The 13,793-nt window shown below is 40.8% G+C and carries 17 protein-coding genes, 1 tRNA gene and 1 pseudogene; 12 read left to right on the top strand and 7 right to left on the bottom strand.

Translation table 11 applies throughout. The features are described 5' to 3' along the window. Nucleotides 1-118: 118 nt before the first annotated feature. Entirely contained in the window at nucleotides 119-301 is a 183-nt protein-coding gene (locus tag ACFIKX_RS08605; protein WP_375627721.1) for a hypothetical protein, read from the bottom strand. A 32-nt stretch (nucleotides 302-333) separates the two neighbouring features. Between ACFIKX_RS08605 and ACFIKX_RS08600 the strand changes: the two genes are divergently transcribed. Continuing rightward, nucleotides 334-603 carry a hypothetical protein gene (locus ACFIKX_RS08600; RefSeq protein WP_375627720.1) on the top strand — a complete coding sequence of 90 codons (270 nt, stop codon included), beginning with the start codon at nucleotides 334-336 and terminating at the stop codon, nucleotides 601-603. A 166-nt stretch (nucleotides 604-769) separates the two neighbouring features. On the opposite strand, the gene ACFIKX_RS08595 is transcribed toward ACFIKX_RS08600, so the two are convergent. Further along, nucleotides 770-1,840, bottom strand: a complete 1,071-nt coding sequence (locus ACFIKX_RS08595; RefSeq protein ID WP_375627719.1) for a YdaU family protein — start codon at nucleotides 1,838-1,840, stop codon at nucleotides 770-772. Between the two features lie 416 nt (nucleotides 1,841-2,256). Here ACFIKX_RS08595 and ACFIKX_RS08590 point away from each other — a divergent pair, with 416 nt between their 5' ends. From ACFIKX_RS08590 to ACFIKX_RS08555, 8 genes are all read left to right on the top strand, one after another. Beyond that, entirely contained in the window at nucleotides 2,257-2,574 is a 318-nt protein-coding gene (locus tag ACFIKX_RS08590) for an XRE family transcriptional regulator (RefSeq protein WP_273790852.1), read from the top strand. 312 nt (nucleotides 2,575-2,886) lie between these two features. Next, nucleotides 2,887-3,276, top strand: a complete 390-nt coding sequence (locus ACFIKX_RS08585) for a hypothetical protein (protein ID WP_375627718.1) — start codon at nucleotides 2,887-2,889, stop codon at nucleotides 3,274-3,276. Between the two features lie 2 nt (nucleotides 3,277-3,278). Next, nucleotides 3,279-3,467 carry a hypothetical protein gene (locus tag ACFIKX_RS08580; RefSeq protein ID WP_273790850.1) on the top strand — a complete coding sequence of 63 codons (189 nt, stop codon included), beginning with the start codon at nucleotides 3,279-3,281 and terminating at the stop codon, nucleotides 3,465-3,467. A 595-nt stretch (nucleotides 3,468-4,062) separates the two neighbouring features. Then, nucleotides 4,063-4,236 carry a hypothetical protein gene (locus ACFIKX_RS08575; RefSeq protein ID WP_375627717.1) on the top strand — a complete coding sequence of 58 codons (174 nt, stop codon included), beginning with the start codon at nucleotides 4,063-4,065 and terminating at the stop codon, nucleotides 4,234-4,236. A gap of 73 nt (nucleotides 4,237-4,309) precedes the next feature. After that, nucleotides 4,310-4,489 carry a hypothetical protein gene (locus ACFIKX_RS08570; RefSeq protein WP_375627716.1) on the top strand — a complete coding sequence of 60 codons (180 nt, stop codon included), beginning with the start codon at nucleotides 4,310-4,312 and terminating at the stop codon, nucleotides 4,487-4,489. 483 nt (nucleotides 4,490-4,972) lie between these two features. After that, the gene (locus tag ACFIKX_RS08565) at nucleotides 4,973-5,737 is read left to right on the top strand and encodes a lambda exonuclease family protein (protein ID WP_375627715.1); all 765 of its coding nucleotides are present in this window, start codon (nucleotides 4,973-4,975) and stop codon (nucleotides 5,735-5,737) included. A gap of 210 nt (nucleotides 5,738-5,947) precedes the next feature. Continuing rightward, entirely contained in the window at nucleotides 5,948-6,175 is a 228-nt protein-coding gene (locus tag ACFIKX_RS08560) for a hypothetical protein (RefSeq protein WP_375627714.1), read from the top strand. 260 nt (nucleotides 6,176-6,435) lie between these two features. Beyond that, nucleotides 6,436-6,729, top strand: a complete 294-nt coding sequence (locus ACFIKX_RS08555) for a hypothetical protein (RefSeq protein WP_375627713.1) — start codon at nucleotides 6,436-6,438, stop codon at nucleotides 6,727-6,729. A gap of 428 nt (nucleotides 6,730-7,157) precedes the next feature. Here ACFIKX_RS08555 and ACFIKX_RS08550 read toward each other — a convergent pair. From ACFIKX_RS08550 to ACFIKX_RS08535, 4 genes and pseudogenes are all read right to left on the bottom strand, one after another. After that, nucleotides 7,158-7,397, bottom strand: a pseudogene (locus ACFIKX_RS08550) (DnaJ domain-containing protein); the annotation flags it as partial. Nucleotides 7,398-7,626: 229 nt separating this feature from the next. Further along, the gene (locus ACFIKX_RS08545; RefSeq protein WP_375627712.1) at nucleotides 7,627-8,124 is read right to left on the bottom strand and encodes a hypothetical protein; all 498 of its coding nucleotides are present in this window, start codon (nucleotides 8,122-8,124) and stop codon (nucleotides 7,627-7,629) included. Nucleotides 8,125-8,354: 230 nt separating this feature from the next. Next, a complete protein-coding gene (locus tag ACFIKX_RS08540) occupies nucleotides 8,355-8,888 on the bottom strand; it encodes a hypothetical protein (RefSeq protein WP_375627711.1) in 534 nt (177 codons plus the stop codon). 94 nt (nucleotides 8,889-8,982) lie between these two features. Beyond that, complete coding sequence (locus tag ACFIKX_RS08535; protein WP_375611651.1) at nucleotides 8,983-9,720, bottom strand: hypothetical protein; 738 nt, start codon at nucleotides 9,718-9,720, stop codon at nucleotides 8,983-8,985. 509 nt (nucleotides 9,721-10,229) lie between these two features. On the opposite strand from ACFIKX_RS08535, the gene ACFIKX_RS08530 reads away from it, so the two are divergent. Beyond that, a complete protein-coding gene (locus ACFIKX_RS08530; protein WP_375611652.1) occupies nucleotides 10,230-10,382 on the top strand; it encodes a hypothetical protein in 153 nt (50 codons plus the stop codon). A 1,142-nt stretch (nucleotides 10,383-11,524) separates the two neighbouring features. Here the strand turns inward: ACFIKX_RS08530 and ACFIKX_RS08525 are convergent. Continuing rightward, a tRNA-Thr gene (locus ACFIKX_RS08525) sits at nucleotides 11,525-11,599 on the bottom strand. Nucleotides 11,600-11,775: 176 nt separating this feature from the next. Between ACFIKX_RS08525 and ACFIKX_RS08520 the strand changes: the two genes are divergently transcribed. Then, nucleotides 11,776-11,928, top strand: coding sequence for a hypothetical protein (locus ACFIKX_RS08520; protein WP_375607050.1), 153 nt, complete (start codon nucleotides 11,776-11,778; stop codon nucleotides 11,926-11,928). A 176-nt stretch (nucleotides 11,929-12,104) separates the two neighbouring features. Then, the gene (gene murA, locus ACFIKX_RS08515) at nucleotides 12,105-13,400 is read left to right on the top strand and encodes a UDP-N-acetylglucosamine 1-carboxyvinyltransferase (protein ID WP_375613603.1); all 1,296 of its coding nucleotides are present in this window, start codon (nucleotides 12,105-12,107) and stop codon (nucleotides 13,398-13,400) included. The last annotated feature ends 393 nt before the right edge of the window (nucleotides 13,401-13,793 follow it).

Below are 13,793 nucleotides of genomic sequence, written 5' to 3'. Positions count from 1 at the left end.
ATGTGGGAGGTGAGAATTCTGTTTTTGCTGTTCTCACCATTCGATCTGATCGTAAAGTCCCGTGGTGCTATGGGGCTTGCCAGTTTACTTTGAGAGCTTCTTTGCCGCTCTTTTCTTGCTAATAGTCGCGAAACTTCTTGGCTTGCCAATGGGCTTGACTCTCACTCAAACCTTTTTGAAATGGCTGTGTTGATGTTTGTTTGCCAAGAGCATGGGAAGTGGCGCCTTGAGAAAAGGAGGAAGGTGGAAAGGAGGAAGGATGCAAGAAGGTGGGGCGGATGCCTGTGAGGGTGTGGTGCATGCTGGAGTGTCCTGTTGGGGAGGTGTTGGGGCATGTGTTGGGGTGCCTGTGTGGGAGGGGGGCCAAAGAGTTTGCTTTTCATTGAAGTTTTTTTTGAAGCTGCTGTGTTGGTGTCTGTTTGCCAAGAGCATGGGAAGTGGCGCCTTGGGAAAAGGAGGAAGGTGGAAAGGAGGAAGGATGCAAGAAGGGTGGGGTGGATGCCTGAGGGGGTGGTGCATGCTGGAGTCCTGTTGGGGTGTGTATTGGGGTGTGTGCGGGGGGTGCCTGTGGGGGGGCCTTGCGTGGGGAGAACGCTTTTGTGATGAGAGCAAAATGGGTGATGTTGTCTCGTTTTGCTGTGTGAATCGCCTATCCAAATGTTGTTTTGCCGCCTTTTGTTTTGTTCTGTGTTGTTTTGTCCGATGCTGTTGTGGTTTTGAAGCATTTTTATCCCCGCGCTTGCTTGAAAAATACGTTGTTTGTGTGATGTCAAAAATTGTCGTTATAGTTGATCAAACTGCGGTAAAGCGTGTCGTTGTTCTCAGAGGTAAAAGATGAGGAGCCTCCCTGTTTTTGCTGTTCTTGCCGTTCGATCTCACGGCGAAACCAGTTGCGCCATGTGGCTTGCCAGTCTACTTTGAGAGCTTCTTTGCCGCCTTTGGCTTGCCAATAGTCGCGAAACTTCTTTTCTTGCCAATGGGCTTGGCTTTCACTCAAGCCTTCTGAAACTGCCGCCTTGATGTCTGCTTGCCAATGCTCAGGAAGACGATGCCCTTTGGTAACTGAGGTTGTGTTTTTTTTGTTGGTGCAAAGCGGGATGGAGGCAGGAAGATTGCTGGGGGGAAGAGTGGTGGCGGATTTTGTTTTTTCCCCCGTGACAATTTGCGCGATAGGGGCGGGAGTGAACTCGGCTTGGGGAGCGTTTAAAGGGGAGGCATTTTTTTGCTCCGCTTCTGCTTGGGCAGGCAAAGGGAGAGGTGAATCAAGAGCCGATAAGGGTGATGGATGATCGCTTTGTTCAAAGTTCTCTTCGCAGGAAAAACAAGGTTCTGTCTCATCAAACAAAATTTTCTTTTCTAAAACACCGTAAGGTGTTTCCTTTTCTTCTGCCTTTTGAGCTTTTGAGTTTTGTGCAACATCTTTTGGACTTTCGTTAAGCAGTTGTTGCATCTCTGCATTGATTTTCTTGCGTTTTTTTGCCGAAGAACGACCCGCAAAGGATTTTTGTTCAAGCAATTTTTCACGCTCTTGAAAAACATTTTCGCAACGCTTGTTCCATAATCCATTGGCTAAATTTAAAATCTTACCCTCTTGGATGAGCATCTCTAAAACATTAACAAAAGTTCGCTTGTCACAACCACAAAGACGCGCTAAACGTTCTTTCGATATTTCTAAAGGTCGTCCACGGGCATACATTTCATTGAGAAGAATCGTATAGATTCCAATTTCGTGTGCGCGCATCCCACGTACACCTCCTAGAAAGTCATTTTGATACCAACAAACATATGGAAGCCTAGACGATTCATAATGAGGAGTTTCTTGTTGATTAGCGTGTTTCATACTGCAATCTACTTTCTTCTTTTTTATACATTTTTATTGATGATAAAAGCTCAAATAAGGATTTAACTTGTGTTGCTTTTGGCTCTGTTCAATGATGACTAGAGGCTTCTTTACGATGCTTATAAATGATTGGCTGTGCTTGAAGCGCATGCAAACTTACGATTTAAGATTGCGGTGATGGAAAAAATAAAGAATACCACACATTCTCAACGTACTTGCTTTTGGGCAGAAGCTTTGGAGGTGGTCTTTTATATCCGGTAGGGTGGTTAAAGTGTTTTTATGATCTAAAAATAAAAAAAAATTCCCCCTAAAAAGTAAAATTTGTTTCCTTAATTTTATCCTTTTTAGAGGATAATGCAAGCCCGTTTTATAAAAAGGACGTGTTTTTTTAAAAAGACGCGCTATATGGTGAAATTATGAATATCGATGGTTGGCGTCAAAGATTAAGAATCGCTTTGGAAAAAAGTGGGCGGTCAAAAAGATCTATCTCCCTCGCTGCCGGTAAAGGCGCGGGGTACCTTCATTCTATTCTTTCTGAAGGAAAAGAACCAACAATCGAATCTCTCTCGCGAATTTGTCACGAAATTAATATCAGTATGAATTATATTCTTTACGGGAAAGGGGCTAGCCCTGAAGATAAAGAATTTATAGAGCTTATTTCGAAACTCTCTCCGCAAGAGAGACAGGCGATTTTGACTCTTTTGCGGCGGCCAATTGACGAAGCTTCAAAATAACTTCCTTCTGTGCTTTTGAGTCAAGGCGACTCCAGTGTTTTATTAATATTATGTCACTCATTTTATCTCTCCTGTGTGTTTATAATTGCAATTTTGTAAGAACAAATAGAGAACAACAAAGGGGCATGAGAGGAACAAAGAATAATAGATTTTTCTTTACATATGTCATTTGAACCCCGTAGATATTTAAAATATATCTTTTATGAAGGATAAAATGGTTGACATCTCTCCTATAGAGGATATAAGACTAACGCTATATTTAGTCTTGTCAAGACAAGGCTATGCTTTATCAACTATCTAAAGGGGGAAATCATGAAAAATATTTCATTCGTTAAAGAGGATGAAATCATTGTCGTTTTATGCGAAGAGGAAAATCCTTGTACTTATGAAGGACCAATCGACGAAATCGAAGAAGTGCTCGAACTGATTGAAGAATGTGAAACTGTTTATAGAGTTTTACGACTCGATCTGACAACTTCTCATGCTGAAGATATTACGGAACAAATGGCGGATTTTTATGTCGAAAATCATGAAATAAATGAAGAAAATACACAATTGCAGCCCTTCATTTTGAATAGTGAAGCTTATCATGCTTGTTTAAATGAAAGAGCGGCTTGCGATTATGAAGATAATCTCTATGGCTCTTATGAAAAACAGCATCGTTTACGCCCATGTGATGTCTTGACAGATTATTGGTGGTAAACATGCCAAGTTATCTCAAGACTTCTTATCAAGGGATTCCGCTTTATTATGCTGGAAATATGCGAAATTTAATCAGACTCGAACCACAAAAACACAACGCTATACTTTTTATATCGCAAGAGGTGGCTCAGTCTATGGCAAAAAAATTGGAGGAAGAATATTGCCGCCATGATTTTTCCGTAGTGCAGTAGCAGGGTTGAAAGAGAGAACACCCGAAGGGGCAAGTGGTTTTTTTATTGAGGAGAAAATATCACGCGTTATGCTTTCGTTCTTGGGAGGGAAGCTTAGGGGAGCCGCTTGGGGGAGAGCTTTGCGGGGATTTTCTTAGCCGATATGGAAAGGGGGGTATGAAGAAAAGAGCCTATATATGAGAAATTGCGGGCGCTTGTGTGGGGGGAAGTTGCTGGCTGGTTCATTGGGGGGATAAGGCAATGGTGGGGCAGGTCGTCATTCAGTGACTTGGAGTGACACGGAAAGCATGCTGGAGAACAAAAATGAAGGCTTAGGGGGAAGAGAAGCAGCAGTACAGACAGGTTCCAACCTATAAAAAGGCAAGTTCAAGGGGGAAAAGAGCCGGTTTTTGTGTTTTTGCGGCACGCAAGTAGGGAGCTTGGAATGATACGTAAAGCATGCTGGAAAATGGAAGGAGGTGTTTGACGGGGGAGGTCGTTAAAGCTTGTTTAGACGTATTGGGACACGTGGGGGGGGCTTTGGGGTGCTTTTGTGTTGAGTGCTGGGAGAGCGCAATGATGGGCCCAAGTGCTTTTTCATTGTGGTGACAATGGTGTGCGTTATGCTTTCGTTCTTGGGGGGGACGACTTGGGGGGCTTAGCTGATATGGAAAAGGAGGGGATGAGAAACTTGTGGGGAGGAGGGATGTTGGGGGGAAGCTTGTTGGGGAAAATGTTGGTGGTTGGCTGGTTAAGAGGGAGGACGAGTGGGGGGAGGAGGAGAGCTTGAAGCGTATGCAAGGCATATGCTGGAGGGGAGATATGAGGTGTGGAAAGGGGGGCATGAAGAAAAGAGCCTATATATGAGGAATTGCGGGCGCTTGTGTGGGGGGAAGTTGCCGGCTGGTTCATTGGGGGATAAGGCAATGGTGGGGCAGCGGGTTATCCAGTGGGGTTGGAGCGATACGGAAAGCATACTGGAGAACAAAAATGAAGGCTTAGGGGGAAGAAAAGCAGCAGTACAGACAGGTTCCAACCTATAAAAAGGCAAGTTCAAGGGGGAAAAGAGCCGGTTTTTGTGTTTTTGCGGCACGCAAGTAGGGAGCTTGGAATGATACGTAAAGCATGCTGGAAAATGGAAGGAGGTGTTTGACGGGGGAGGTCGTTAAAGCTTGTTTAGACGTATTGGGACAACGGGGGGCTTTGGGGTGCTTTTGTGTTGAGTGCTGGGAGAGCGCAATGATGGGCCCAAGTGTTTTTTCATTGCGGTGACAATGGTGTGCATTATGCTTTCGTTCTTGGGGGGGCGACTTGGGAGGGGCTTAGCTGATATGGAAAAGGAGGGGATGAGAAACTTGTGGGGAGGGGGATGTTGAGGGGGGCGTTTCCAACAGCTTTTGTGATTTCAGCAGCACAATATTTAAGGATGCTGTCATTCTTAGTGGGGAATGCATCTTAAAAGATATGAATGTTTCAAAGAGAATATGTTGCAAAAAAACACCTTAAAGATGAAGGGGAGAAATACTATGCCAATCATTATCGATTGTATTCAAGGAACAGAGGAATGGCAGCAAGCGCGTAATGGTTTGATTACGGCTTCGTTGTTTGAGATGGTTATGGCACGAACAAAACAAGGGCAAAAAACGTCACGCTATCAGAGTGTGATGATGAAATTGGCGGGAGAAAGAATTACAGGAAAAACTGTTGATGAAGGGGCAACACTTTCTATGCGACGTGGAACTGAATTAGAACCAATCGCGCGACAGCTTTATGGGAAACTGACACATACAGAACCTGAATGTATTGGCTTTGTTTTGGCTGATGATCGCGGACAAGGATTTTCTCCCGATGCTTTTGTGGGAAAAAATGGATTGTTGGAAATTAAAACAAAAAAACCTGAAATTTTAATTCCTCATTTCATGCAAAAGGGCTTTCCAGCAGAACATAAAGCACAATGTCAAGGAGGGTTATGGATTTCTCAACGCGAATGGGTGGATTTAATGCTCTATTGGCCAAATATGCCACCTTTGATTAAACGGGCTTATCGTGATGAAGCGTATATTTGCAAGCTTGAAAATGAAATTAGCCGTTTTAATGAGGCGTTGGAGAAGATGGTACAGCAAATTAAATCGGTTGAGACAGGTTTTCATATAAGAACAGAAATTGCTTTGAAGGAGGGAGAAGAAAGGGTGCTTGGAATGAAGACAAGACGTATGCTGGAGGGCAAAACAAGAATGAGACGGGGTGGGAAGGGATCTTGTGTAGCGTTGAGGAGAGGCAAAGTTCTATAAAAAGGAAAGAGCAGAGGGGGAAAAGAGCTGGTTTTTGTGTTGGAGGAGGGTGCCAAACAAGGGGGCGCAGGGAAGCAGGGAGCATAGCGAACTTTAGGGGACAGGAATGTGAAAGGCATGGTGGGAAAATGTGGGAAGAAAGGGTGCTTGGAGCGCATGCAAGGCGGCGCGGTATGCTGGAGGGGAAAACGAGAATGGGAGTAAGGCTAAGTGTTCAGAGGTATGGAGGCTGTGATTTTGGGTGCTTTTGTGGTGAGTGTTGGGGGGGGAGCCGCAATGAAAGGGCTGAGTTGCTTTTTCATTGTGGTGACAATGGTGTACGTTATGCTTTCGTTCTTGGGGGGAGAGAGCTTTGCGGGGGCTTGGGGGATTTTCTTAGCCGATATGGAAAAGGGGGAGATACGCGGCTTTGGGAAGAGAAATGTTGGAGCGGGATGAGGAGGAAATGGTGGGGATGAAGGGGGCAGGTCGTTATCCTGTGACTTGGAGTGACACGAAAGCATGCTAGAGAACAAAAATGAGGTTTAGGGGGAAGGGAAGCAGCAGTACAGACAGGTTCCAACCTATAAAAAGGCACGTTCAAGGAGGAAAAGAGCCGGTTTTTATGTTTTTGCGGCACGCAAGTAGGGAGCTTGGAATGATACGTAAAGCATGCTGGAAAATGGAAGGAGGTGTTTGGCGGGGGAGGTCGTTAAAGCTTGTTTAGACGTATTGGGACAACGGGGAGCTTTTGGCCGCTTTTGTGTTGGGGGGGGCGTGTTCGGGGGTGCGATGAAAGTCCCCCCATGATGGCGAAGTTGCCGGACAAGTGCTTTTTCATTGGAGAGGAAATGGTCCTTGTGGTACTTTTGTTCATTAAGAAAGAGTCGTTTGAGGGGCGTTTTTTTTTAGCCGATATGGGAAAAGGATGTAGGGGCATGAGAAAAAGTCTGTGTGGAGTCAAGTGGGCTTGTTGGGGAAAAGATTGGGGGGCAGGTTGTGGAAAAAAATAGAGGGGTGTAGGAAACGGGAGAATAAGAAAAGAACGGATAGAGACATTATAATCTTTATGTTTTTCTACACTACCTTGTTATAGAAAATCAAAAATGACCACACCTTGTGAATTCACTGTGGGGCTGATCTTAAAGCTCTTCAAAAGCACTGATCAATAGATACTTCTCCATATAACTTTGATAAATGATATTAGTATGATCCCGAAGATAAATGCACCAATATTTACCAAATATCCTTTTATACTGATGAAAATTAATAACCCTATACTTATTATTCCTAGTGGTATATTCCACGTAAAAAACGAAATTATATAACACATTATAGGTATTATTCCACAAATAATGAAAATTACATTCATGATACTACCAATTACATGCTCGGTATTATCTTGTCGTCTGTTCTCTTGCTTTCTACTAATTTCAGAAGCCTTGTCATTATCTTTAAAAGTTTTATGATAGAACTGATTGTAAGCAGCTCTCTTTTGAGGATCTTTAAGAACTTCATAGGCTTCACAAATTTTTCTGAATTTTTGTTCTGCTTCGGTACTAGAATTATGATCAGGGTGGTATTGCAGAGCTAATTTACGAAAAGCAGATTTTATCTGTTTATCGTTGCATGCGTAGCTTACACCAAGAATTCCATAATAATCGTCTTCATTTACTATCATTAAATACAGCCACTTTGTGTATTGCTCTTATTTTATAAGATCGTTTAATTGATCTCTTTTGAATGTATCGACATGTGTTATTTTTATGTTAAAAATATGGTGAAAATTGTATTGAGTGGCATGGCTGTACTTGGGGCTATTGTCTCTAAATGAGAGGAGATACAGTTCAAAACGCTTAAAAATGCAGGGTGTTTTTAATATTTTAGAAATATTTTTTTACAAAAATAGATTAAAAGAGAGACGATAAATCAAATGTAAAAGGGACGGCAATAATAGCCAAGGTTGTCATTATTGTAAATAAACAGGCAGAAACCTTAAATCTAAAACGCCAAAGTAAACTTATGGGAACAGACATTATCGTTGTTATTATGAATGCTACGATAAACCATTGCAGGAATAAGTTCATTATATTAATTTCATTATTAAAACGATTTTGTTTTAGTTCTTCCTCTGAAACACAATCGATAATAGAAAAGCCATAATAAACAGGAAATTTTCCACCTGGACAAGCGCTAACAGAAAATTGTTCAAGCTCTAACCATTCTCTTTCGCGTTCTTTTTCTAATAGCTTCTTTTTTATTTTCTGTCTTATATATTCTTTTGAAATACAATTGATCGGAGAAGTACTTCCAACAAAAAGACCATCTGTTGTACATCCACTCGTTGTATGATGCGTAAATAAAACAGCGCTTATTACGATAGCGAAGAAAATAAAGTGTTTAAACATAAGGTATTTATTGTCGTTTGTTTCTGATGAGCTTTTATAAGTCATTTCTGTTAAATAAATCAATATGTGTTATTTTTGTGTTGGTAAAATACAACAAATTGTATGATAACGTTACTGTACTTTGGCACTCTGTATCTAAAGATGGCGATAGATAGTTCAAAACGCTTGAAAATACAGGGGACCCTTTGAGAAGCACTTTTCATAAAGTTATGGAATGAATAGATCAAAGTTTATGGTAATTTTGTATATTCTATGATAACTTTGTATAAGATCTCAATTTCATGATCAAGTTTCTCAAGTTCTTTCTTGTTTTTAGCTATACGCTCTTGATATGTCTCTATGTGTTTCATAAGGTTTGAGAGATGTGTATGCTTATGAGAGTGTTTTGCTTCATTCACATGTCGCATTGCATCTATTTCTAATTCTATAAGGGTGCACAGAGTATTAAATACATGATGTCGTTTTTTGATTATATTCTGCCATTTTTTTATTATATTGACATGTTTTTCATAGAGCGGTTGCGATAACTGCTGCTTGTTTTCCAAAAAAAATGTTTTTTCTATCCAGAGAATTTGGTAGAATTTTTCTTCCCACCAGCGACTTCCATTAACAAGGAAAATGCGGAAGAAACTCTCTCTTTCTGTAATTTCTTTTGAAGAGAACACTTCATTCGAATGAGTATATCCCTTTGAAGAATAAAAAAGATGCGTTGTTAAAAGAGCGATAATTAAGACGCTTCTCAATAAAGACTGTTTAATTAACATTGTTTTTTATACCCTCTTTGTGCCTGATTATAGTCATTGTGAGGGGGGCTTAATGGTTCTTTAGAAGTATTTTGAAAGGCATTTTATGATCCGTTTAAAGATTTTTTAAATACTGCTTCCATTTTTCAAAAGTGCTATATCTTACGGGCGGTTTTACATTTTCTTTGGGCATCATGGCAAGGTATACCTCTCTAGCCATAACGCACATTGTTGCTGTGTTTCTAAAACGAGTGAGTTCATTGCCTATTATGAGCAGCTCTGTCTGGAGAGTTTGTTCTTTTCGACTAATGCCATTAGGGGAATCCAAAAATTTTTCTGCGTACGCAAACATTGGATCATCAAAGTTTGTTTCAAACTTTGCTTTGAGGAAAATATTTTCTATATAATCCCAATTTTTCCTGTATTTCATCCCGTTAGCTTTAAAATCCTTCAGTCTTGTTGGTAAGTCGTTAAAGGTAAGTGTGGGCATCGTTTTATCACCTTGCCATAAATCAAAAAAACGTCCACAAAAAACAAGCAATATGTGATAATGTTTAAAAATATTGAATTCTGGAGGATTACTGGGCAATGTTATTAAATGCCTCCAAAATTGACTTTTGTCATGGGGTATGTCTACAGTCCATTCCATATACGCTTTTAAATATTCTACCTCTTTTTTTGCTTTTTCTAATTTCTGAGAATATGCTAAAGGAGTGTAATTTTCATGGACATATTTTTGGTAAAGCCTATCGTATTCAGCAAGGTCGCTTACTTGAGTACAACCCAATAATATGAATACAGAAAAAAACGTTATAAATATTATGACGTACGTTCTGAATAATAATTTCATCATTTTAACTTTTAATGATTATCATGAATATTTAATTGATTTCTGTTAAATAAATCAATATGTGTTATTTTTGTGTTGAAAATATACGTAAAAACGTATTTAATAAAAATGGTTATAATGATCATAATGTGTCTAAATAAAGGTGTGGTACTGGCTAAAACCCCGCATATGTGGGGTTTTAGCTTATTGGAGGAGGTATGACAGCAGAAAATATAAGGGGATCTGTAGCCAAAATGGTTGTCCTAGGGTGGGGAGAGTGGGGAATATCCAAAATACTCCAAATGAAATATACTTGTTCTTGTACATTCACGCACTTGTTTTAATAAAGATATCTCGCTCTAAGCTCATTTCACAGCCATTTCATGCCTGGCGTTCGTAAATTTCATACTGGCGCTTGTGAATAATATCGTGAGGGGTATAACGGTCAAGCCCCGTAGATTATAAAGTCCGTAGATTATACCCCCAGAGATTATAAACATTGCGCACCCTATCTTACTTTATGAAAAAGTAAGTTGGTACTATTGGGGCCCGTTGCCAAAATTGCGGCATGGGCTGTAGCTCTTGAGACGATTCATAATCTCGTTTACTGGGAGGCTTCTTACGAAGAGATATGCTTTTCTTGGAAAGTTTCTCGCCATACGGATCTTTCTGCTTGTGAAGTGTAAGCGAAGAGGGGTGATTGATTTCAATAGAACAGAGGGAGAGAGCTTTTCGCTCTTGGGGCTCTTATGCAAGACGAATAACGCTATCCGTATCAATCAAAGTATTCGTATAAAAAAGATGCGTGTTGAAAGAGGGAGGCTTAGAGCACGTGGAAAATCATAGTGTATAAAATTGGTAATGAGGGATCTTCTTTGAAAAGGCAGGCTCTCAATTTTCTGCCATATGGGATGTCTGGTATATGGGGATGCCTGTCATATGAGATGTTTGGTATATGGGATGTTTGCCATATGGGAGCGTGGGGTGCTTAGTGAAAGCTTCACTGTGGAGGGGTATCACTGTTTGTTTTTTTTTCTTTTGGTAAGGGGTGGGGAGAATGGGAAAGGCGTTGAGAGGAGGTTCTGGAAATGGCTCTGTTAGATTTGTTGTAAATGACGAATAGGATCGATGAAGCTTATTCTAATTTTTACAGGGAATGCTTGTGTTGCTTGAGGTGGATAGAGAGGCTGGAAAGATAAGATTATGGGTTTGGAGGCGGCTAAAGGTATCAATGGGATATGTTCAAACAATGAGTTTATAATAATTCATTATTGAGATTCAATTTGAATTTCAATGAGAGCCCGAAATAGTGTGAGATGTTCTTATTTCAACCCTTCTTATTCAGACGCTCTTATATTGAATCAAGTAAAATCGTTTGTTTGCATATTACAAACAGGGTGAGCTTGTGGGGAAAAATATTCAAGAAATAAAATATTGAAAAAATAAAAATGCCTATACCGTCTCAAGTGCTAAGAGCTGTTGCAATAGTGAGGCTTGGCAAAGAGAAGGAGTAAAGGGGGACAATCTTACAGAAATGAAAGAGAGGGGAGGCAAGGAAAGAGGGGGGAGGCAAGGAAAGGGGAGGGAGGCAAGGGGTGGGGGATATTCTTTGGGGGGCGGTCAATTTCAAAAGCCGTTCGTAAGGCATTTTAGAGATTAAGCGTGGCATTGAGGCTCTTGATTTTGAAGCTACTGATTTTGAGGCTATTGAAGCGCATGGTTTAAAGGATGGAGGATTTGATGAAGCCGATGAAGGTTGGGGGAAAAGATTTAGGCTTATAGGGAAGACTTATAAGGGCAAGAAGAGAGAGGCAAAAGAAGAATAAAATGGTGCTGCGAGAGAGGATTGAACTCTCGACCTCTCCCTTACCAAGGGAGTGCTCTACCACTGAGCTACCGCAGCCCTTTTCAATCTTTGCGCTGTCTTGTGCCATATTGTCAGAAAATAGGCAAGAGAACATTTGTATATTCTTGCAAGAAAACGTATCTTATGTCATGACATATGTTTCTTATATGCTTAAATATTTAAGGTTATGAGTTGCTTGGATAGAAGCTCAACACTGTTTAAAAGGTTGCGCAATGACACAAATGCATCAAAAACAAAAACAAAATGAAATTAATCATCAAGATGAAAAAGCAAAACGACGTCAAGAAAGATTGGCACAACAATTGCGTCAAAACCTGAAACGTCGAAAAGAGCAAAGCCGAAAAAGAGCACAACCAGAGCTCTAAAATGCAAAAAGCTCTAAAATGCAAAAAAATGTTTTTTAGTAAATTTTTGCAACCAAACTTCTCAATAATTTGTTCTCATAGTTAGAATGCGTTCTAAAACGATTAATAAAGCATAACTTCCCGAAGGGGGACAATCCTTTGGAAGGGCAGGCACAAAGGAAAAGAGGGAAAACACGATGGATTCTATTCAAATTGTTGGGGGAGAAAAACTTCAAGGAACAATTCCTATTTCTGGAGCAAAAAATGCTGCATTGCCTCTTATGATTGCGGCGCTGCTTACAGAAGAAACGCTCACTTTAGAAAATATTCCGCATCTGGCCGATGTTGAATTGCTTATTCGTATTCTCAATAATCATGGTGTTGGATATGCCGTTGATGGACAAGAGTTTAACGATGAATGTGTGAATTCAAGAACAATTCATTTTACGGCGCAAAAAATAGCTACAACACGGGCGCCATATGAACTGGTGAAAAAAATGCGTGCAAGCTTTTGGGTTATCGGACCACTGCTTGCACGATGCGCAGAGGCTTATGTTTCGCTTCCTGGAGGATGCGCTATTGGAACAAGACCTGTCGATTTTATCCTTGAGGGACTTAAAACTTTAGGCGCACAGATTACTATCGAAAATGGATATGTTCATGCAAAAGCGCTAAAGGGGTTAAAAGGTGCTCACTATCGTTTCCCTAAAGTCACTGTTGGTGGAACCCATGTGCTGCTGATGGCGGCGACAATGGCAAAGGGAACAACCACTCTTGAGAATGCAGCTTGTGAGCCAGAAGTGACAAACCTTATTCGAACTCTGAATGCTATGGGGGCTCAAATAACCGGTGAAGGAACAACAACGCTTACAATTGAAGGGGTTAAAAAACTCAACGGTGCTAGAGTACGCGTTATTGCTGATCGAATCGAAGCGGGAACATATGCAATGGCTGTTGCTATGACGGGAGGAGATGTCTTTCTTAAAAATGCAAATCCTAATCATCTCACAAAAGTGCTTAAGGTGCTCCAAAAAACAGGACTCGAGATTCAAATAGAACCTCAAGGAATTCATATTAAGCGAAATCCAAAGAACACCAAAATTATGCCCGTTGATATTAAAACAGGACCTTATCCTGCTTTTCCAACTGATCTCCAAGCGCAATTCATGGCGCTCATGACACGGGCTGAAGGAATCGCGCATATTACAGAGACGGTTTTCGAAAATCGTTTTATGCATGTTCAAGAACTCAATCGCTTAGGAGCACAGATAAAGCTTGATGGGCAGACGGCAACTGTCTATGGAACAGAGAATTTGCAAGGGGCTCCTGTCATGGCGACGGATTTGCGTGCTTCTGTTTCTCTTGTGATTGCAGCATTGGCGGCAAAGGGAGAAACAATCGTCAATCGTGTCTATCATCTTGATCGTGGATTTGAGAGATTGGAAGAAAAATTGGCTCGTTGTGGTGCCAAAATTCAACGCATTACAGTGTAAATCTGTTAAAGAGAGTCGATATTTAGGGAAGTTTGGAGGAGGTTGTTTAGAGGAAGTTGCTTTTGAGTGGCATATTTTACGGTTGCGCTTTGGGGGAGGATAATGCTTAGCTCAGAGCTCTTTTCAATGGGGCGTTTTCTTTTGTGGAGAATTTTCGGCGGAGAATAATTTTCTCGAGCGCTCTTCAAGTTTCAAGGGCATGGCTTTTGTGGCTGTTTTTTTCTTTTCGGAATGGTTTTTCTTTGTGTAAAGTTTTGCTTCTCTAACTCTTGAGGAGGCTTGAGATTATTGTCTAAGTTTCGTTTACGGCGCTTATGACACGGGGTTGAGGAAACCGCGCGAAATTACAGAGACAGTTTTCGAAAATCGTTTTATGCATGTTCAAGAACTCAA

Source organism: Bartonella sp. CM86QHHN, from assembly GCF_042194695.1.
In the GTDB taxonomy this organism is placed as follows: Bacteria; Pseudomonadota; Alphaproteobacteria; order Rhizobiales; family Rhizobiaceae; genus Bartonella.
Note: the sequence above shows the minus strand (reverse complement) of the source record. Positions and strands in the feature narration are given on the sequence as shown.

What these genes read in the sequence shown, in the direction of transcription:
- ACFIKX_RS08570 (WP_375627716.1), top strand. Translation starts at nt 4,310, where the DNA reads ATGAGGAATTGCGGGCGCTTGTGTGGGGGGAAGTTGCCGGCTGGTTCA.
- ACFIKX_RS08590 (WP_273790852.1), top strand. Translation starts at nt 2,257, where the DNA reads ATGAATATCGATGGTTGGCGTCAAAGATTAAGAATCGCTTTGGAAAAA.
- ACFIKX_RS08580 (WP_273790850.1), top strand. Translation starts at nt 3,279, where the DNA reads ATGCCAAGTTATCTCAAGACTTCTTATCAAGGGATTCCGCTTTATTAT.
- ACFIKX_RS08540 (WP_375627711.1), bottom strand. Translation starts at nt 8,888, where the DNA reads ATGTTAATTAAACAGTCTTTATTGAGAAGCGTCTTAATTATCGCTCTT.
- ACFIKX_RS08535 (WP_375611651.1), bottom strand. Translation starts at nt 9,720, where the DNA reads ATGATGAAATTATTATTCAGAACGTACGTCATAATATTTATAACGTTT.
- ACFIKX_RS08600 (WP_375627720.1), top strand. Translation starts at nt 334, where the DNA reads ATGTGTTGGGGTGCCTGTGTGGGAGGGGGGCCAAAGAGTTTGCTTTTC.
- ACFIKX_RS08565 (WP_375627715.1), top strand. Translation starts at nt 4,973, where the DNA reads ATGCCAATCATTATCGATTGTATTCAAGGAACAGAGGAATGGCAGCAA.
- ACFIKX_RS08520 (WP_375607050.1), top strand. Translation starts at nt 11,776, where the DNA reads ATGACACAAATGCATCAAAAACAAAAACAAAATGAAATTAATCATCAA.
- ACFIKX_RS08595 (WP_375627719.1), bottom strand. Translation starts at nt 1,840, where the DNA reads ATGAAACACGCTAATCAACAAGAAACTCCTCATTATGAATCGTCTAGG.
- ACFIKX_RS08545 (WP_375627712.1), bottom strand. Translation starts at nt 8,124, where the DNA reads ATGTTTAAACACTTTATTTTCTTCGCTATCGTAATAAGCGCTGTTTTA.
- murA (WP_375613603.1), top strand. Translation starts at nt 12,105, where the DNA reads ATGGATTCTATTCAAATTGTTGGGGGAGAAAAACTTCAAGGAACAATT.
- ACFIKX_RS08585 (WP_375627718.1), top strand. Translation starts at nt 2,887, where the DNA reads ATGAAAAATATTTCATTCGTTAAAGAGGATGAAATCATTGTCGTTTTA.
- ACFIKX_RS08605 (WP_375627721.1), bottom strand. Translation starts at nt 301, where the DNA reads ATGCACCACACCCTCACAGGCATCCGCCCCACCTTCTTGCATCCTTCC.